This is a genomic window from Mycobacterium sp. 050128, from assembly GCF_036409155.1.
In the GTDB taxonomy this organism is placed as follows: Bacteria; Actinomycetota; Actinomycetes; order Mycobacteriales; family Mycobacteriaceae; genus Mycobacterium.
Window position 1 is genome coordinate 313176 of sequence record NZ_JAZGLW010000002.1, and the last position, 19182, is coordinate 332357.

At 65.5% G+C, this 19182-nt stretch carries 17 protein-coding genes and 1 pseudogene; 10 read left to right on the plus strand and 8 right to left on the minus strand.

The genetic code is table 11. From position 1 onward, the window contains the following. Positions 1-21: 21 nt before the first annotated feature. On the minus strand, positions 22-1788 hold the full coding sequence (locus SKC41_RS18890; RefSeq protein WP_330979554.1) for an N-acyl-D-amino-acid deacylase family protein: 1767 nt from the start codon (positions 1786-1788) through the stop codon (positions 22-24). Positions 1789-1966: 178 nt separating this feature from the next. On the opposite strand from SKC41_RS18890, the gene SKC41_RS18895 reads away from it, so the two are divergent. The 3 genes and pseudogenes from SKC41_RS18895 to SKC41_RS18905 form a co-directional block, all read left to right on the plus strand. Further along, positions 1967-2635 (plus strand): TetR/AcrR family transcriptional regulator, encoded by a 669-nt coding sequence (locus tag SKC41_RS18895; RefSeq protein WP_330979213.1) that lies wholly within the window; start codon positions 1967-1969, stop codon positions 2633-2635. Positions 2636-2666: 31 nt separating this feature from the next. Next, positions 2667-3140, plus strand: a complete 474-nt coding sequence (locus SKC41_RS18900; protein ID WP_330979214.1) for a hypothetical protein — start codon at positions 2667-2669, stop codon at positions 3138-3140. A 107-nt stretch (positions 3141-3247) separates the two neighbouring features. Continuing rightward, positions 3248-3916 (plus strand): annotated as a pseudogene (locus SKC41_RS18905) (cutinase family protein); the annotation flags it as partial. A gap of 222 nt (positions 3917-4138) precedes the next feature. Here the strand turns inward: SKC41_RS18905 and SKC41_RS18910 are convergent. The 3 genes from SKC41_RS18910 to SKC41_RS18920 all read right to left on the minus strand — a co-directional run bounded on the left by SKC41_RS18910 (position 4139) and on the right by SKC41_RS18920 (position 6847). Continuing rightward, entirely contained in the window at positions 4139-4516 is a 378-nt protein-coding gene (locus SKC41_RS18910; RefSeq protein WP_330979215.1) for a DUF5073 family protein, read from the minus strand. Further along, complete coding sequence (locus tag SKC41_RS18915; protein ID WP_330979216.1) at positions 4516-5301, minus strand: heavy metal-binding domain-containing protein; 786 nt, start codon at positions 5299-5301, stop codon at positions 4516-4518. Before SKC41_RS18915 ends, SKC41_RS18910 begins: the two co-directional genes overlap by 1 nt. A 142-nt stretch (positions 5302-5443) precedes the next feature. Then, entirely contained in the window at positions 5444-6847 is a 1404-nt protein-coding gene (locus tag SKC41_RS18920; RefSeq protein ID WP_330979217.1) for a WS/DGAT/MGAT family O-acyltransferase, read from the minus strand. Positions 6848-7171: 324 nt separating this feature from the next. Here SKC41_RS18920 and SKC41_RS18925 point away from each other — a divergent pair, with 324 nt between their 5' ends. Beyond that, positions 7172-7870: an ABC transporter ATP-binding protein gene (locus SKC41_RS18925; RefSeq protein ID WP_330979555.1), complete on the plus strand. Its 699-nt coding sequence runs from the start codon at positions 7172-7174 to the stop codon at positions 7868-7870. Continuing rightward, complete coding sequence (locus SKC41_RS18930; RefSeq protein ID WP_330979218.1) at positions 7867-10383, plus strand: ABC transporter permease; 2517 nt, start codon at positions 7867-7869, stop codon at positions 10381-10383. The genes SKC41_RS18925 and SKC41_RS18930 overlap by 4 nt, the downstream gene beginning before the upstream one ends. A gap of 3 nt (positions 10384-10386) precedes the next feature. Here SKC41_RS18930 and SKC41_RS18935 read toward each other — a convergent pair whose 3' ends face one another. The 4 genes from SKC41_RS18935 to SKC41_RS18950 form a co-directional block, all read right to left on the minus strand. Further along, a complete protein-coding gene (locus SKC41_RS18935; protein WP_330979219.1) occupies positions 10387-10917 on the minus strand; it encodes a class I SAM-dependent methyltransferase in 531 nt (176 codons plus the stop codon). A gap of 79 nt (positions 10918-10996) precedes the next feature. Next, positions 10997-11575: a DUF4389 domain-containing protein gene (locus SKC41_RS18940; protein WP_330979556.1), complete on the minus strand. Its 579-nt coding sequence runs from the start codon at positions 11573-11575 to the stop codon at positions 10997-10999. 56 nt (positions 11576-11631) lie between these two features. Then, positions 11632-12870, minus strand: a complete 1239-nt coding sequence (locus SKC41_RS18945; protein ID WP_330979557.1) for an FAD-dependent oxidoreductase — start codon at positions 12868-12870, stop codon at positions 11632-11634. Between the two features lie 299 nt (positions 12871-13169). Continuing rightward, positions 13170-14051 carry an SDR family NAD(P)-dependent oxidoreductase gene (locus SKC41_RS18950; protein ID WP_330979220.1) on the minus strand — a complete coding sequence of 294 codons (882 nt, stop codon included), beginning with the start codon at positions 14049-14051 and terminating at the stop codon, positions 13170-13172. 476 nt (positions 14052-14527) lie between these two features. On the opposite strand from SKC41_RS18950, the gene SKC41_RS18955 reads away from it, so the two are divergent. The 5 genes from SKC41_RS18955 (at position 14528) to SKC41_RS18975 (ending at position 19142) form a co-directional block, all read left to right on the plus strand. Further along, the gene (locus SKC41_RS18955) at positions 14528-15337 is read left to right on the plus strand and encodes a SigB/SigF/SigG family RNA polymerase sigma factor (RefSeq protein WP_330979221.1); all 810 of its coding nucleotides are present in this window, start codon (positions 14528-14530) and stop codon (positions 15335-15337) included. Positions 15338-15443: 106 nt separating this feature from the next. Then, complete coding sequence (locus SKC41_RS18960; RefSeq protein ID WP_330979222.1) at positions 15444-16067, plus strand: hypothetical protein; 624 nt, start codon at positions 15444-15446, stop codon at positions 16065-16067. A gap of 198 nt (positions 16068-16265) precedes the next feature. Further along, positions 16266-16943 carry a TetR/AcrR family transcriptional regulator gene (locus tag SKC41_RS18965; RefSeq protein WP_330979223.1) on the plus strand — a complete coding sequence of 226 codons (678 nt, stop codon included), beginning with the start codon at positions 16266-16268 and terminating at the stop codon, positions 16941-16943. A 28-nt stretch (positions 16944-16971) separates the two neighbouring features. Then, a complete protein-coding gene (locus SKC41_RS18970) occupies positions 16972-18201 on the plus strand; it encodes a cytochrome P450 (RefSeq protein ID WP_330979224.1) in 1230 nt (409 codons plus the stop codon). Then, complete coding sequence (locus tag SKC41_RS18975) at positions 18195-19142, plus strand: SDR family oxidoreductase (RefSeq protein WP_330979225.1); 948 nt, start codon at positions 18195-18197, stop codon at positions 19140-19142. Before SKC41_RS18970 ends, SKC41_RS18975 begins: the two co-directional genes overlap by 7 nt. Positions 19143-19182 lie beyond the last annotated feature (40 nt).

Sequence of the window (19182 nt, forward strand, 5' to 3'; positions counted from 1 at the left end):
TTTGACCGCAACAGGATCCGGCTAGACCGCCGGCGTAAGCGTCCGGGCTGAGTTGCCGGCGCGCAAGAACTGACCGAACCGCTGCTTGCCCAGCACCGGCGAGGCCTGTCCCACGTTGAACACGAGTTGCCCGCACACGAAGACGTGCGTGACGGTGTCGTCGTTGCGGTTCACCATGCGCGACAGGCCGCCATAGGACTCGACCGGGTGCTCGGCATACGCATCGAGCGATTCGTCGAGCCTGTCCGGGTCGATCACGACAATGTCGGCGCGGTCGCCCTCTCGCAGGGTGCCCGCGTCGATGCCGTACCAGGCTCCGAGCTCGCCGGTGAGCCGGTGCACCGCCCGCTCGATCGACAGGAACGGTGTGCCGCGCTTTGCCGCGTCGTTCACGTGCCGCAGCAGCCGCAAGCCGGAGTTGTAGAACGCCATGTTGCGCAGGTGCGCGCCCGCGTCGGAGAACCCCATTTGTACGCTCGCGCTTTGCGCCAGCTTCTTGAGCAACTCGGGCCGGTGGTTTGAGATCGTGGTACGCCAGCGCAGCGCCTCGCCGTGCTCGAGCACCAGATCGAGGAACGCGTCGACCGGATGCAGACCTCCGCGATCGAGCCCGACCTGCCCGAAGGACTTGCCCACCACCGATTCATCCGGGCACGCCACAATGTCGGCGTCGAAGAAGTCACGATGCCACACTCGCGGCCCGTAGTTCTGGTCGTAGTCCTTGCGGAACTGGCGCCGGTAGTCCTCGTCGCGCATCAACTCGTTGCGGGCAAGCTCGTCCTGCAGATGCAGGGCGGCGGCGCCGGAGCCGAATTCTTCAAAGATCACCAGCGAAATCCCGTCGGCATACACTTCGAACGGCACCGGCAGATGCTGCCAGCGAAAGTCACCGCCAAGTCGATTGACGACCCGCGCCGCAGCCTCCATCAGGTAGATGACCGGTGGCAAGGCCTTCACATCGGCGGCCGACAGCAGACTGGTTTTGAGGCGACGGCGACCCACCCCGAGCGAGGCCGCCAGCTGGGAGAAGATCGACAGCGGATTCTTGATGTCGGGACCCGACTGCAGGATTTTGTTGCGCCGCCGCAGAATAGCGTTGAGGCGACGAAGTTCGCGTGACGTGGCGTAGGTCGACGGCAGCGTGCGCGACCTGCACACCTCACCGTCGAGCTTGTCGAAAAGCAACTGCTGCGAGGACATCCCGACAAAGCCCTCGTCGAGCGCTTCGGTCAGCATCGACTCCATTCGCGCCAGTTCCGCCGCCGACGGGCGGATGTCCTTGCGGGTCGCCCGGTCGAGTCCCATCGTTGCGGCCCGCATATCGGAATGGCCGATGAACGCGGCCACGTTGGGACCCAGGTTGAGCTCCTCGAGGGCGGCCACATATTCCTTCGGACTGCGCCAAGACCGGGCCTTGTCGAGCTGCTCGATGACGTAACGCCGCGGAATCGCCTCGACACGGCCGAAGATGTCGCCCGCGTCGACATTCTCCAGGTACACGGTGGACAGCGAGCAGCAGCCCAGTAGCACCGTCGTGACACCGTGTCGCAGCGACTCGGAAAGCGCTGGTTCACAGAGTGTTTCGATGTCGTAGTGGGTGTGGATGTCGATGATCCCGGGGATCACCCACTGCCCCGTTGCGTCGATGACATCGGCGCCGGTCGTGTCGACTACCCCGTCGGTGATGGTGGCGACGCGGCCGTCGCGCACCCCGATGTTGCGGACAGCCGATGGCGCGCCGGTTCCGTCGAACCAGCGTCCATTCATGATCACGGTGTCGTACTGCATGCTTGCGGCCTCCTGATTTGCAGTGAGCATACACACCTCGGATAGTGTCTTGTCATTGGTTGATCGGAGCGCGGGCCCGGATTCCCGGTCGGCTAAGCGCGTCAGCAACGATCATCTAGCTGCGACGATATGATCTAGCGGTGATGAGCACCGACGACCTGTTTGCCGCCCACTAACGATGCGCAGCCACGGTTGGGCCGGGAACACCCCTGGCTCCGATGAGGAGGCGATCGAGCGGATCCTGGATGCGGCGGACAAGATCATCGACGAGCGCGGCTCGGCCATGCGGATCGCCGACGTCGCCCGCGCTCTGGGCGTGACCCGGCAGACCGTGTACAGGTATTTCCCCGGGACTCAGGCATTGCAGGTGGCGAGCGCGATGCGATCGGCCGACGGCTTCCTCGATCATCTGGCGGCCCACCTCAAAGGCATCACCGATCCCGTCTTGGCGGTGACGGAGAGTTTTGCCTTCTGCGTCGAACAGCTGGCTTCTGACAATCAGCTGGAGTTGGTGCTGAATCAGCGCCACCGCGGGGGTCAAACGATCTCCATCGTGTCGGATACCGCGCTGGCCTTCGGGCGATCGATGCTGCACCGCTTCGATATCGATTGGGAGCAACACGGTTTCGACGACGCGGGCCTGGACGAGTTGAACGAGTTCACCCTTCGGCTGCTGCACTCGTTCCTGGCGGACCCCGGCCGGCCCGCGCGCAGCGGCGCCGATCTTCGACGCTACCTGGTCCGCTGGATCGGACCGGCCATCGCGTACCCGCAAATCGCCCAGGCAATCGACCCGCTGCGGACTCCCGAGCCGCGGGCCCGGCGGCGGCCCTCGGCGGCGTCCTGATCCGGGATCAGCTGCACAAGGAGGAGTAACGATGGTCGGACTGGGACAGCTCGCGTTGGACAGCGCGCCCGCTTTCGGCGGTGTCTTACTCGCGCTGGCGGCCGTGCAATTCCGGGGTCCCGACTATCGGCAATTGATCCAGCAGGACATGGACCTGCTGGATCGCCTGCCACCCGAGGCCACCGAGAGACGCGACGCGCTGCGCCGCTCGATCGATGCCCGAGTCGACGACTTGGTCGACTCCGCGAACCGGAGCCGCGCATTGCGCCGGGCCGCGATGTCGTACCAGGGCAACTGGCGCGATGTGGTGGTGATGTTGTGCGCGGTGCTCTTCACGATCGTCTGGTGGGGCGTCGACCACAGCCGAGGCAACTGGTTACCCATGTTCATCCTGCTGATCCTGCTGTGCGTGGTGGCGGCCGTATACGCGTTTCGTGGCGTGCTTCGTGCGGGCAGCGCGTTTCTGCACCGGCGCCACTCCGGCGCGCAGGACGCACCGAAGTAGCTGCGCCCCATAGACTTAACTGACGGATGGCCCGCCGCGGCGACACGCCAGTTGATGCGAAAATGCACAGCAGGCGCTGATGGGGAAAATGTGACAAAATTCAACGCGTGAAGGCGTACGCCCTCCCCGTTTTGCTTTGTGCCGCTACGACGTCCACGTGGGCGGCACTGCTGACCGCCCCCATTCCCGCTGTGTCCGCCGAACCGTGCCCCGATGTCGAGGTCGTGTTCGCCCGAGGCACCGACCAGGCGCCTGGAGTCGGCGACATCGGCGAGGGCTTCGTCGATGCTCTGCGCGCGCGCCTCGGTTCGAAGTCGCTCAGCGTGTATCCGGTCGATTACCCGGCCACCATGAGCTTTCCCCGAGCGGTCGACGGCATTACCGACGCGGGCGCTCATATCCAGCAGACCGCGGCGAGTTGTCCGAAAACCCAAATGGTGTTGGGCGGATATTCCCAGGGCGCGGCCGTGATGGGTTTCGTCACCGCGAACCAGGTGCCCGAGGACGCACGCCTGGGGCAGGACCTGCAACCCATGCCGGCCGAGATCGCCAACCACGTTGTCGCGGTCGCGCTGTTCGGGAAACCGGCGAGCCAGTTCATGAGCATGATCAACCAGCCGCCGGTCACGATCGGTCCGTTGTACGCGCCGAAGGCTATCGAGTTGTGTGTGCCAAATGACCCGATCTGTGCCGGCTCTGGTGACTTCTCCGCGCATAGGCAGTACCAGCAGGCCGGGATGATCGATCAGGCGGCCGATTTCACCGCGAACCGTATTGCCCAAGCCACCGCACCGAGCCCGTCGCCGACACCGGGACAAGCATCCGCGCCGACGGCGACGCCGGCACCGTCCGCCGCGCCGGCACCCTCCCCTGCGCCGGTGGCATCGCATCACCCAGGCCCGCCCCCGGGACCGGCAGCGTAGCGGACCGGAAGCGACCGGGCGCTGTTATGTCCAGCCATTAACGAGCGAAACGTATTGTCCTGCAGAGCGATTCACTCAGTAGCGAGGTGCCGCCTCGAGGACCTCGACGGCCGCGTCGATGTTGGGAATGATGGTCGGCCCGTAGTGGCCCACCAGCTGCCCCAGCGCGCGGGCGATGTGCGGGCCGACGATGCCGGCAGCCAAGACCTCCTCGGCCAACACGATGCCATTGACGATATGGCCGGCGCTCAGTCGACCGTCGGCGGTGAGTTCGTAGCGCCAGTCGCCGATCTGGACTCGCTGCGGCGCGGACCGGAAAAGGCCGCGCCGGGCCGGCGTCAGAATGACGCCGGGAACGCCGCAAAACACCGTGATCACTTGTCCGACGCCGCCGGGTCCGGCCAGGGCCGCTCCGATCGCGCGGCTGGCGCGCTCAGGGTCGTAACTCGTCATCAATCACTCATCGGCAGCACGAACGACGGTGTGATGGTCTGCGGCTCACCACTGCGGCGCACCGCGGTGCCCGCCACGTAGAACTCAACGGTGTGATGTCCCCAGGCGTAATTCGAGATGGCGAAATGCACGCCCACGACGCCGTTTGCACCGTCGCGCTCGGCCTCGCTCTGCATGCGCGTCATGGCCAGCTCCCGCGCCTGGTAGCTGCCCTGCGTCCACTGCGGCATCTCGGCGTTGCGCCCGACCTGACCAAGTGTTCGCAGAAAGCCTTGCACGGCGATGTGAAACACACAGTTGCCCATCACGAATGCGACCGGCGCGAACCCGGAACGCAGCAGGGTGGTCAGATCCTGGCCGGACAAGTGGCTGCTGAATGCCTGCCCGTTGGGCCTCCGAAACGCTCCCGGCTTGGCGACGTATCGCACGGCGGTTCCGACCGCGATGAATTCGAGGTGTTCGCCTTCGCCTTGATGACGCCAATCGAGCCGGACCCCGACCACGCCATCGGCGCCCAGCGCATCGGCTTCGGCCTGCATGCGCGACATCGCATTCCAGCGCGCCCGGTAGGTCGCGTCGGTCAGCACGGGCAACTCCGACTGCTGCCGGATGCCGGTGAACTGATAGCCGACGTGGTAGACGGAGACCCCCATCACGAGTTCCATCGGCTCGAATCCGGCGCCATGCAGCAGCGCGAACTCGTTGATCGAAAGGTCAGAAGTCCATAGCTTCCCGGCATGCGAGAGACGTTCGCTGGCGACGGGGTCGAGCTGGTTCGGTTCCATTGTCAAAGACCCTCCTGCGGTTCGCAGCCAGCGTAGGCCGCAGTGCCTTCGGACACACACGTAACGTGCGACATTGTCGACGGAGTGGACGTAACGATGCCCTGTCTACCGGTGGCCGGCTACCGACGATGCACTCGCGGCCTCAGGCATCCGGCGAGTAGCTGTCGTCGACCTGGCTATCGCGGCACTCCAGCAGCTCTTTGAGCGCATCGGGAAACGCGTCGGCCATGCCCCACAGGTCGGGCAACAGGTCCGGGCAGCCGATCAGGCCGATGCCGAGTTCTCCGTTGAGCGACATCACGGTGATGTTGAGCCCGGCGTCGCCGATGATCGGCCCGAGCGGGTAGATCGTGTCGACGCGGCACCCCAGGAAATACAGTTGGTCCTGCGGGCCCGGCACGTTCGACAACACCAGATTGAACGCGCTGCGGTTGATCGGAAGGTGCGGCAGCACGCGCATCGCGGCACCGAACATCGTCGGGCCGCCGAACTGCGTCCAGTCGTGCAGGAGGGTTGGACCCAGAGCCGCGGTGTGCTCTTTGGCGGCCTTGTTTCCAACCGCGATCGCGCGGATCCGTTCGGCCGGATCACTGATTTGGCTTTCCACCCGGCAGAACATCCAGGTGGTCTGGTTGCGCCCGGGGCGATCGGACTTGCCGTGCACAGACACCGGCACGGCGGCCACCAGCGGGTTGTCGGGCAGCTCACCGCGCTCGAGCAGGAAACGCCGCAACGCCCCGGCGCACAACGCCACGACGACGTCGTTGACGGTCACCCCGAAGCGGTCCTTGACTCGCTTGACGTCGCGCATGTCCAGCTGCGTGTACGCGACGTTGCGGTAGCGCGTTACGCGACCGTTGAGCGGGGACGACGGGGCCGAGAACGGCGCGGCCATCGTGCGGCCGTCGCGCGCCCGCAGCACGGTCTGCGCCAACGTCAACATGGTCGAGGGCACCACGGTCGCCAACCGCAAGGGCCGGCGGGCAAAGCCCATCAGTCCGCTCACGGCGATCCGCACGGGGTTACCGCCGCCCGCACCGGTGACCGCCTTCGGGGCCGGCGCATCGGGTTCCGCGCTGCACAGGTGGGCCAGCAAATTGGCACCCACGACGCCGTCGACCAGCGCATGATGCACCTTGAGCATCATCACGACCGCGTCACTGTTGGCGCCGCCCTGCAACACCCACATCTCCCAGAGCGGTCGATCCCGATCCAGCGGCAGCCCGGCGATATACCCGCAGATCTCGGCCAGCTCCCGGCGCCCCCCGGGCGCCGGGACACCGACGTGCTGCAAATGGTGCTCGAGCTGGAACTTATCGTCGTCCACCCACACGGGGTGATCGAAATTCAGCTGGTGGTCGACGAGTTTCATCCGGAACTCCGGCACCGCCGCGATGCTCTTCGCTAACGCGGCGCGAAACCCGGCGTAGCTGTAGCCCCCCGGCATGGTCGACGTGTCCAACTCCAACACGCAACACACATTCAATGGCTGGGTCGGCGTCTCCAAATAGAGAAAAAACGCATCCAGCCCGCTCAGTCGTTCCATAGCCGCCTGCTCGACTAGTGACCTTCGAAAACCCCCCGAACCCCTTGGAGTTTAGGTAGTTGAAAAATGCGGGGCTACACCCCGAGCAAACGCTCTTGGTTAAATTTCGATGACATACCGCCACGGTATTCAACTCGCCGCGGCGGACGGCACCTCCGCATCCCGAACCCCGGGCTGAACCCGTCACGGTTGGGTCTCGTTAACCGGGTACCAGCGCCTTGGGCGCCGTGCGGTTAGCGGCAGACGCGCGCTGATTACGTGCGGAGGCGCAGGAGGATCATGTTCAGACGAGTCGACACCTGCGATGGACCCAAGCACCAGCTGCTGACCATCGAACTGCGTGATGTGGTGCGGGAATACCGGATTGGCGGACAAACCGTCCGCGCGCTCGACAAGATCAGCTTGCGGCTCGAGGGTGGGCAATTCGTCTCGATGGTCGGGCCTTCGGGTGCCGGCAAGAGCACGTTGCTGCATTTGCTCGGCGCGCTGGACTCCCCCGATTCCGGGTCGATCGAATTCGACGGCGACGAGATCGGGCGCCTCAATGACCAACAGCAGTCACAATTTCGCCATCATCGCGTCGGCTTCATCTTCCAGTTCTTCAATCTCCTACCGACGTTGTCCGCGTGGGAGAACGTCGCCGTCCCGAAGCTGCTCGACGGCGTGCGGCTGGGTAAGGCCAAACCGGATGCGATTCGTCTGCTAGAGCGGGTGGGCCTCGGCCACCGGACCGAGCACCGGCCGGCGGAACTGTCGGGTGGCCAGATGCAGCGCGTCGCGGTGGCGCGGGCGCTGATGATGGACCAACCGTTGATCCTGGCCGACGAACCCACCGGAAACCTCGACTCCACCACGGGCGCTTCGATATTGACGCTGCTCGGCGACGTCGCGCACGAACCCGGACGCGGCCGGCTGGTGGTGATGGTGACTCACAACCCCGAAGCAGCCCAGGCAACCGATCGGGTGATCATGCTGGCCGACGGGCGCGTCGTGTCCAACGAGCGATCCGCGGTTTTGGTGTGAGACCGGCTTCGGCGATCAGTGCCACGGCGAGCCGGCTGCGCGTGTTCAGCCTGCGCGAGCTGGCCGTGCACCGGCGGCGCACATTCGCTTCGATCGCGGTAATGGCCGTCTCCGCAATGTATTTGGTGGCGGTATTCGGCATCTTCGGGTCAATCACCGGATCGGTCAATCGACTCAGCGACGGGATCGCCGGCATCGCCTCGCTGGAGGTCTCCGGGATCACCGACGCGGGGTTTCCCGGCGCGCTCGCCGCCGACGTCGCCGCGGTGCCCGGCGTGGCGACCGCCGCGCCCATGATCCGGACGACGGTTTCCACCTCCTCGGGGCCGGTGCTGCTGTTCGGCGCCGACGATCGCCTGGCAGCGCTGGGCGGGGCTCTGAAGAACGCGTTGACAACTGTTGCGCCAGAACAACAAGCGAATCCACCCGGGCCTGCGAACGGGGTCCGCATCGGTCCGGGAATCGGTCGTGCCAAAGGCGAGACGTTCCAAGTCGGTTCGGGCTCGGTCACGGTGACCGAGGTACTCGCCGGCAAAGAGGTCGCAGCTCTCAACGGCGGGCATTACGTCCTGGCGCCACTTGCTTTGGCGCAGAACATCACCGGGCGCCAGGGTCAGCTCGACTCTATCCTGATCACGATGAAACCCGGAGCCGACCTGAGCCAGGTTCGCGCGGGCGTCAGTGCGGCGGTGAACGGTCGGGCCATCGTCGCCGACCCGAGTATGCGGGCTACCCGGGCCGGCGACGGTGTCAAGCTGATGAACTACATGGCCCTGATGGGTGCGATGGTGGCGTTGATGGTCGGCGCGTTCTTGATCTACACCACGATGACCATGGCGATCACCCAGCGCCGGCCGGTCATCTCGATGCTGCGCGCGATCGGGGGCCGGCGTACCGTCATCGTGCGCGACATGCTCGCGGAAGCGGCGATACTCGGGGTGATCGGCGGCGGCATCGGCTCGGCCATCGGAATCCTGCTGGGCCGCATCGCGATTGGCCGTCTGCCACCGGCCATGACGCAGGGACTCGAAGCCCGCATCGAATACTGGCTACCCGGCTACGCGATACCGATCGCCGTCGTGACGACCGCACTCACCAGCGTGGTGGCCTCGGCGATGGCTGCGCGGCAGGTGTACAAGGTCGCACCGATCGAGGCATTGGCACCGGTCGGAGTGTCAGCGGCCGACCGCGTACCGCACTGGCTGCGGGTCGTGTGCGGTGTCGGGGCCATTGCCGTCTTCGCCGTGTCGATCGCGGTCGTCGTCACCCAGCGCGGCGTGTTGGCGTTCGTCGCGATGTCGGCCGTGTTCTCTGCTGAAGTCGCACTGGGTTTCGCGCTCACCATGCCGATCGTCAACGCCGCGGCCACTACCGCGCGGATATTCGGCACCGTCGGTGCCCTTGCCGCGGCCACCATCGAGCGTGCACCGCGACGGGTGTGGGCGACGGTAATGACGGTGGTGATCGCGGTCATCACGACCGTCACGATCACCGGCACGAACAACGACATGATCCGATCCGCGCGGAGCATTTTCGCACCGGTGGCGCAGACCCCGGTGTGGGTGACCGCGAATCCTCCGGACAGCTACCCGACTGACTCGCTACCGCAAGGACTTTCCGAGAAATTGGCCGCCGTTCCGGGCGTCGCGCATGTCACCGAGGGTTCGTACGGATTCGCCGAGGTCGGGGGCACCCGGGTGATGCTCGACGGGTTCTCCGCCGGGACCGCCGATCCGCTGTACCGGGCGCTGGACCGGCAAGTGCGCGACGATGTGCTGGCCGGTCGCGGGGTGGTGCTCTCGCAGAATCTGGGCAAGACCTTGCACGTTCGGGTCGGCGACCAACTCCGGATGCAGACCCCGCACGGCGTCCAGCAGGCGACGGTGCTGGGCCTGGTGCCCTATTTCTCGACGGTCATCGGCACCTTGGGATTGAGTCTGGATCGGATGCGGGCGTGGTTCGACCGTCCAATCGCGACGACGCTGCAGATCGCCGCGACCCCGGGCGTGGATCCGCATCGCCTCTTAGCCGATGTCCGCGCGGCGGTGCCGGCGCCGATCTACGTCTATGACGGCAACGCAGAGCTGGCGGGGCTTGAAGCGCCGATGCATCAGAGCATGTTCATCGCCAACGCCGTCTGGATCATCGTCGTGCTGGTCGCCGCCGTCGCGCTGCTCAACACGCTGACGCTTTCCGTGCTCGAACGCCGACGCGAAATCGGTGTGCTGCGGGCAATGGGATCCAGCCGACGGTTCACGCTGCGGATGGTGCTGGCCGAGGCGGCCGGAATCGGTTTTGTGGGCGGTGTTTTGGGGCTGGTGTTCGGATGCGCGGACCAGTGGCTGTTCAGTCTGGTCAGCGGCGACATGATGAACTTCCGCGTCACGTTCCATCCGAGTTGGATCGCCCTCGCCTTTACCGCCGGCGCGTTGGCGATCAGCCTGCTCGGCTCGGTGCCGCCGGCCCGACGCGCGGCGCGCCTGAACATCATCGAAGCTGTCGGCGTCGACTAGGTACTACTCCACGAGCGTGGCGAACCCCTGCAGATGGGGTTTGCACGGAAACGGCACCGGGGTGCGCGGGAGGCTGCGCAGCCCCGCGGTATCGAATCCGGCGGCCGCGATCGCGTCGACGGTGCGCCGGTTCGGTTTACACCCCGCAGCAAACCAGGACCACGGCTTGGCGATCAGATCCTGGAGTCGGCCCGTCGCGCCCTCGCCGCGCACGTGCTCGAGAACGACCAGTCGGCCGCCCGGCATCAGGACCCGGCGGACCTCGGCCAGCGTCGCAGTGACGTCGTCGACCGAGCACAACACCAACCCGATGTGTACCGAGTCGAAACTGTTGTCGCCGAAAGGTATTGACTCGCCGGTACCTTCGACGATATCGGCCGCGATGCCGTTGCGCATTGCGAGACGAGACGCCATCTGCCGGAACGTGGCCACCGGCTCGACCGCCGAGATGGAAGTCACCGCGGACGGGACGAACTTCAGGTCGGCTCCCGGCCCCAGCCCCACCATTAGCAGCCGGCCGGTCGCGTGCGCCATCGCGTCTCGGCGATACCGGTTGTAAAAGAGGCGATCGAAGACCGGCTGGCCGAACCGATATATGTAGGGAAACAACGGATTACCGGGCGTAGCGGCTACCTAAGTCCATTCGAAAAGGCGGGTACTCGTCACGCATCAACGATACATACACCGCGACCCGGTAGCGCCATCGCACAATGCCCATCAACAGATCGAAGATGCCCTGCGGAATCGTGCCGGTGCACAACAACGCCACCGCGGACATCACACACAGCACCTGAAGCAGCGGCTCCATCGCCCAGCACAACAGGACCTGCGGGGCGCCCAACAACCACGTCTTCACCAGGACGGCCCAATTCGTCAGGTGCTCGGGATATTCGACATCGAGTTCGCCCGGATAGTCGGGCCGCGCCGCCAGGGTGAAGGGCGGATATTTGTCGGTGCTGTTCATCGGGAACCGGTAGTTCATGACTCGCCACGACCAGCGCAGCACACCGACATTGAAGTCGAAGATCGGGCGCGGATACCGCCCGGTGAACAGGATCGCCACGCCGGCAACGACTGTCAGGATCGGATACACCAGATAGAGAACAATCAGGATGGGATAGTGCGGCACGGCCAGCACACACCACTTTAGGAGCCAAAGCCAGCGCGACGGCGCGTCGAAATCGGCTCGCACGCGGACGGTCTCGACCTCCGCGTGGGCCGGTTGGATCCCGACGACGTGCGGCGCGGTCACCGTGGGCATCGCCTAGTCGAAGTTGCTGCCGCGAGCGCGCGATCCATCTCCGCCGCCATACGCGGGTGGCTGGTCATCCGCACGAAATTTGTCAATGCCCAGGTGTGCAACCGATCCGGCAGGAACGCCGCCGGTCTCAACACGGATTCGCGATGTGAAACTTGCAGCGAAGCCACCGCCGACACCGCGCCCACCTGGTGTCGCCGGGTCTTTTCGTATGAGCGCAGCGCGCGCGATAGCTCGGCCCGGCAGCTGCCGGCGTCCAGATCCGAAATCGTCTTGCACAACACCATGGTGTCGAGCAGCGCCTGATTCGTCCCCTGCGCGAAGGTGGGCGGCATCGTGTGCGCGGCATCGCCGAGCAACGTCACCGGACCGGCGCTCAGCGGCGCGGTCATCGGATGCCGGAAATGCGGGTAGGGCGACTGGGCCAAATCGTCGTCGGTCAGTTTCGCGAGGACCCGATCGACCGGATCAGACCAGCCGGCGAAGGTCGACCGGATCGCTTCGATCGGGCGATGTGGCCGAATGAAGTCGTGGGACCACGGCATGTCGAACCACCACTGCACGTAGGAACCGCCGGCCGGCCAGACACCGGTGTTCCCGGTAGCGCCGATGACGAGATACGCGGTCTGCCTGTCGACGATCTCGGGCACGCTGGCCAGCCCCTGCCAGCTGCACCAGCCGGTGGGCTCGGCGGCCGGCGCGCCGACCACGTCCCGGATCACCGAATGCAGACCGTCGGCGCCGATCAGCACGTCGCCTTCGGCCACGCGTCCGTCCTCGAGCCCGACCGCTACGCCGTCGGGCATCGTGATGACCTGGGCGGCACGCGCGTTGCAGCGGATGCGATCGGCCGGAAAGTCCGTCAGCAGCCGTTCCAGCAGGACCCGGCGTGGCACCATCCGAACGGGCGCGCCCAAGCGCTGCACCATCGCGTTGACGTCCAGCGTGGCGACTCGGCGCCCGCTCGACGTGAGCAAACGCACGCTGGACAGCAGCTGACCGGCCCCATCCATGTCGACGCCCAGCTGCCGCAATACCGTCTCACCGTTGGACCAGATGGTGATCGCGCCCCCGCCTGCGCGCGTATCCGTGCGCTGGTCGAAGACCGTGACGTCGTGGCCGTCCCGGAGCAATCCCCGGGCAACCGAAATGCCGCTCACTCCCGCACCGATCACCAGGACCTTAAGTGGTCGCCCGGACCGCGCCTTCGAGGACGGGAGCCAGCTGATGTGGCTGCTGGCGCTTGCGCGATCGCGCTGTTGTGTCCGCCCTCTGGTCCTGCGCCCCAGTGGGTGGTCAGCGATCTTGCTTCGGCTCGTCACTCTCCTGGACACGCAAGCACGCTTGAATCGGTTCAAGGCAGAGGGCACTCGAATTGCTGTCCGCGACGGAGATATGCGCGACGCCAGCCGGGCACCGGCACAATCGGAAAAGGCCGAATCCGTCACTACCCGAAGTGAAGTCACACACCGCATCTCGGCCGGGCGATCCCTTCGGACAACACGGGATGTCAATTTCGAGGTTGCGGCTAGCGGCGCGCACCGATCATCTTGTGCAGGTCCTCGATCCCCCACGGCGCGGCATCATGGTGGTCGCGATAGCCCAGCAGGGACGGGACCGGGCGATCAAACCGGCCGACGAATCCGCCTGCGGCAACAAGGATCTGACCGGTCACGTCGCGCGACAGGTCGCTGGCGAGATACGCGTAGAGCGGTGCCACAAACGCGGGCGGGGCACTATCCAGCGAGGCCCGCATCGTCACGTCGTCCAGCAATCCGCGGCGGTGCAAATCCGCGATGTGCTTTTCATAGTCGTCTCCGGTGGAAAGGCGTGTCCGTGCGCCGGGGCACACCACGTTGGCCCGCACGCCTTTGGCTTTGAGCTCGGCGGCAATGGCCACCGTCAAGCCGTTGACGGCGCCCTTGCCCGCGGGGTAGCCGGTGCCGCCGTAGTCGCCCAGAAAGGCCACCGAGCTGGTGTTGACGATCGTCCCGTGTCCCTGCTCGACCATCGCGCGCGCGGCGATCCGGCAGGTATGGAAGACCGTGCCGATGTGGGCGCCCAACAGGCGATTGAAGTCGCCAGGCGAGATGTCCAGGATCGAGGAGCCGGGCGGCTCGGCGATACCGGCACAGTTGATCAGGATGTCGAATCGTCCGAACATGTCGCGGCAGGTCTCCACCAGCGCGGCGGCGACGGCCTCGTCGTCGGCGGCTCCGATCACCGCGGTGGCTCGGCCGCCCGTCGCCGTGACCGCCGCGACGGTGTCCGTCACGGCATCGGCATCGCGGCCGTTGACCACCACCGCGGCGCCCAGCTCGGCAAGCAGTTCGACGACCGCGCGGCCGATGCCGCGGCTTCCGCCGGACACCACCGCGCCGCGTCCGGTGAGTAAGTCCTGGTCGCTCATCGGCGCGGGCTCCAACCAGCGTGTTCCCGATAACGCTTAGAGGAGCGCCGGGTGGCGCCGATTCCCGACATTTGCCGAACAGTACGCGGGTGGGGTTGACCCTCGTCGACGGTGCCGGTTCGGGCCACCCGAGGTTGCTCGGCGTCCGGTATTCGGCGAACAATCGCCGATCCGGCTCGGGGGGCGTAGGATCGGAACTTGAGTCCGTTCTGGACACGTCGCCGTTTAGCTAAAAGCGGTCAGTCAGCCGCACGGCTGCTGGGCTGTGGCTCCGGCGATCAACATCTTCCGGTCCCTTACTTCGGTGCTCCGTGCGCTGCGAACAACCGATCCGTGTCCAACGGACGGTTGCAGCGGGGTGTCGGCATTCGCCTGCGAAACCTCACTGCACGCGACTTCGAAGGAAGTACCGCAATGCGAATCCGTTTGTGCACAGCTGTCTCCACACCTGCAGTTGCGAGGGGGCGGTTGACCAGATGACCGAAGTCCTTGCCCCGCCCCGGCCCACCCGGCCGGCTACCACTCGTAACGACGATTCCTACGACGACGTCATCGGCATGTTTCTGGTGTTGCGCACCCTGCCGGCCGAATCGCACGAGTACCACCGTCAGCGCGAATGCATCGTGAACAGGTGTCTTCCGCTGGCGGACCACGTCGCTCGTCACTTCGGACGACGCGGTGAGGGTCTCGACGACCTGACCCAAGTCGCGCGGCTGGGCCTGATGAACGCCATCAACCGGTTCGACCCCGACAAAGGGCCCAGTTTCATCGGCTTCGCGATTCCCACCATGATGGGTGAGGTTCGGCGCCACTTCCGCGACTACAGCTGGGGCATGCGAGTGCCGCGCCGGTTGCGTGAGCTTCATGTTCAAATCAGCAGAGCGACGGCAGATTTGGTCCAGAGACTGGGCCGCGCACCGACGGCCCGCGAGCTGTCGGAAGAGCTCGGGGTCGCTCACGACGAGATCGTCGAATGCCTCGTTGCCGGCGACGCCTACCAGCTGGAGTCCCTGGACGCACCGGTCGGCGCCGATTCATCGGGGCGCAGTCGTGTGGTCGCCGACGCGGTGGGTGGCATCGACCCCCAGATCGACCACATCACCAACCGCGAAGCGGTCCGTTCCCTGATAGCCGCGCTCTCCGACCGCGAACAAGAGGTTCTGCACATGCGGTTCTTCGAATCGATGACGCAGAGCCAGATCGCGAAACGAATCGGGGTGTCACAGATGCAGGTGTCGCGCATTTTGGCGAGTACCTTGGCGTCCCTGCGCGATCAGCTGGAATAGGCCGCGACATCGGTGCCCAGCCGATCTGACGACACGCGCACTGTACTGTGCCTTTGGGGTGAAATCGACTCCGTTGCCAGATCGAGCCTGGAAGGAGCACGACGCGATGAGGCTTTCACAACCGGTGGTTGCGGGGGTCGCTGTGGCGACAGCGCTGGCGTTGACCGTGGCCGGCTGCGGCGGCAATCAGAAGCCTTCGCCGACGACATCGGGATCGGCCACCTCGTCAACCAGCAAGAGCAGCGCGGCGCCGACCTCCTCGGCGCCCGCAGCGCCGGCGGTCGATTACACGGGCTGGTTGATCCAGGTGACCGATATCGACGCGCCGGTGCCTTTCACCGGCACGCCGCCGACGAACAATCCGAACGGCCAGCCCGGCGCCGCGACGACATTCAACACCCAAGACAACAGCCACACCATCAAAGTCACCATCCAGGTACTGCCGGACCCCGGTGCGGCGACCAGCGCACTGAACGCCGCGAAATCGGCACAGGGCGGCGCGATCAAGCATCCGACCACGGACTCGGTCAAGATCGGCACCGACGGAACAGTGGTCTCGGGTAACTCGCCCGACAACAACAAGGGCATCGCGGTATTGCTGTTCACCGAGGGCAAGGCCTTTGTCACGCTGGAATTCGACGGCCCGCCCGACACGCTGCCGCCACCGGACTTCATCAACGACATCGGCCAAAAGCAGGATGCGGCGGTGAAGAAGGGGCTCGGCGGCTGAGCCAGGGTCGCCGTCGACCGCACGCGCTCCGAGCCTGATTGCATCGGCCACAGCCGGATTGACGTTCGCCGCTGTGTCGGTCGGCTGTGGCGGCGGCTCCAAGCCGTCACGACTTACCACCACCTCCGGTAACCCGGGCGCCGATGAAACGGGCCCTGACACGCATTAAATAAATGGCTTGATTTAATCGGCGGCGCAGTGTTCACTGAGGCGGTGAAAGCCGAGCGGACAGCACGTTCTGACCGGTCGATGGGTACGCGTGAGGCGATCTTGTCGGCCGCCGAATGGTTGTTTGCCGAGCGCGGAATGTATGCCGTGTCCAACCGGCAGATCAGCGAGGCGGCCGGGCAGGGCAACAACGCCGCGGCTTGCTATCACTTCGGGACCCGGACCGAACTGCTGCGCGCGATCGAAAGCAAGCACCGCGAGCCGATAGAACAACTCCGCGCGCAGATGCTGGACGACATCGGCGATTCCACCGAGCTGCGCGACTGGGTGAGCACGCTGGTGCGGCCACTCACCGACCATTTGGCCGCGCTGGGCACGCCGAGCTGGTATGCGAGGTTCGCCGCTCAGGCGATGGCCGACCCGACTTATCACCATGTCGTCACCAAAGACGCCCTGATGTCGCCGAGGCTGGTGCAGACCATCGACGGCATCAACCGATGCCTGCCCGACCTGCCCAAGCGAGTGCGATCCGAACGGATCGTCATGGTCCGAAACCTGCTGATGCACACGTGCGCCGAGCACGAAGGCGCACTGGCCGAGCACGGGCCGCGATCGCGTTCCAGTTGGCCGGTCGCCGGTGAGGGACTGATCGACGCGATCGTCGGGTTGTGGCGCGCGCCGGTTCATGTGAGTTCAGCGGGCGACTGACCGACCAGCGGTGAAAACAAGGAGCGCGATGACCGACGTCTCAACTGATCCAGCCACCGACATTCCGGACTTCCCGATGACGAGGGCCGCGAGCTGCCCATTCGCCCCTCCCCCGGAATCGTTGGCGCTCAACGCAACCAAGCAGCTCAGCCGGGTGCGGATCTGGGACGGCAGCACACCGTGGTTGATTCACGGCTACGACGCGATCCGCTCGCTGTTCACCGATGCGCGCACCAGCGTCGACGATCGGCTGCCGGGCTATCCGCACTGGAACGAGGGAATGCTGGCGACGGTGCACAAACGGCCGCGCTCGGTGTTCACCTCCGACGCCGAGGAACACACGCGCTATCGCCGGATGCTGTCAAAACCCTTTACCTTCAAGCGGGTCGAAGGACTGCGCCCCGCGGTACAGAAGATCGTCGACGAGCGGATCGACGCGTTGCTGGCAGGCCCCAACCCCGGCGACATCGTGAGCGCGCTGGCGCTGCCCGTCCCGACGCTGGTCATCAGCGAAATGCTGGGTGTGCCTTATGAGGACGCCGATTTCTTCCAGGAACAAGCTCAACGTGGCACCGGGCGCTACGCGACCGAGGAGGACACGGCCCAGGGCGCGGCGTCGTTGGCGAAGTACCTCGCCAAGCTGATTCGGCTCAAGATGGAAAGCCCCTCGGAGGATCTGGTGTCCGATCTGGCGGAACGGGTCAACGCCGAAGAGATCAGCGTGCGCGAAGCCACCCAACTCGCAGTCGGCGTGCTGATCGCGGGCCATGAGACCACCGCGAACATGATCAGTCTGAGTATCGCGGCCCTGCTCGAGCATCCCGATCAGCGGCAGTTCTTGGTCGAAACCGAAGATCCGAAGGCGATCGCCAATGCTGTCGAGGAGCTGATGCGGTATCTGAGCATCATCCAAACCGGTCAACGTCGCATCGCCATCGAGGACATCGAAGTCGGCGGGGAGACGATCCGCGCGGGAGAAGGCATCATTCTCGATGTCGCACCGGCCAACTGGGACAACCGCCAGTTCCCGGATGCCGACCGGCTGGACCTGACCCGCGATCAGGGTGCGCACGTCGGATTCGGTTACGGCCGCCACCAGTGCGTGGGACAGCAGTTGGCCCGCATGGAATTACAGATCACGCTGCCCACGCTGCTGCGCCGGGTGCCGACCCTGCGGCTGGCCGTTCCGGTCGAGGAGCTGCCGTTCAAGCACGACACGTTGGCCTACGGCGTCTACGAGCTTCCCGTGACATGGTGAAGCCGAACCTGACGCTGACTGTGCCGGATCTGGCCGGTAAGCGTGCGGTTGTCACCGGGGCCAACAGCGGTCTGGGATTCGGACTCGCGAAGCGGTTGGCGGCCGCGGACGCCGACGTCGTGATGGCCATCCGGAACAACGCCAAGGGCGAGACCGCGATCGCAAAGATACGCCGCGAATTTCCCGCCGCGAAGCTCAGCATCAAGCAGCTGGATCTCGCATCGCTGGAAAGCGTTGCAGCACTGGGAGAAGAGCTGACTGCCGAAGGCCGGCCGATCGACGTCTTGATCAACAACGCCGGCGTCATGACCCCGCCGGAGCTGCTGCACACCAGCGACGGATTCGAGTTGCAATTCGGCGCCAACCACCTGGGCCACTTCGCTCTCACCGCGCACTTACTGCCGCTGCTGCGCGCCGCGACGTCGTCGCGCGTCGTGACGGTGAGCAGCATCGCCGCCACCCAACCGAAACTGACCTTCGACGACCCCAACGCCCGGCACGCTTACAAACCGATGGTCTCCTACGGCATCGCCAAGCTGGCGCAGCTGATGTTCGCGGTCGAACTGAACCGGCGCAGCGGCCGGGGTGGCTGGGGCGTCATGTCCAATGCCGCGCACCCGGGACTGAGCAAGACCAACCTGCTCAGCGGGGCCTCGTATGGACGGGACAAACCGACGCTACAGGCGCGACTGACCCAATTGACCTGGCGTTTATTGCCTTTCATGTGGCTGGACATCGACGAGGGCATCAAGCCAACCCTGTACGCGGCAGTCTCGCCGGATGCCGAAGGTGGCCGCTACTACGGACCGCGGGGCTTCTACGAAACTGCCGGGGGCGGAGTCACATTCGCCCGCGTCCCGCGGCTCGCACGCAATGAAATCGAGATGAAGCGACTCTGGCAGCTCTCCGAAGAACTCACCGGCGTCAGCTATCCGGACTGACCGGACCGGCCGGGACGGCTTCGACACAGGGAAGTGGTGA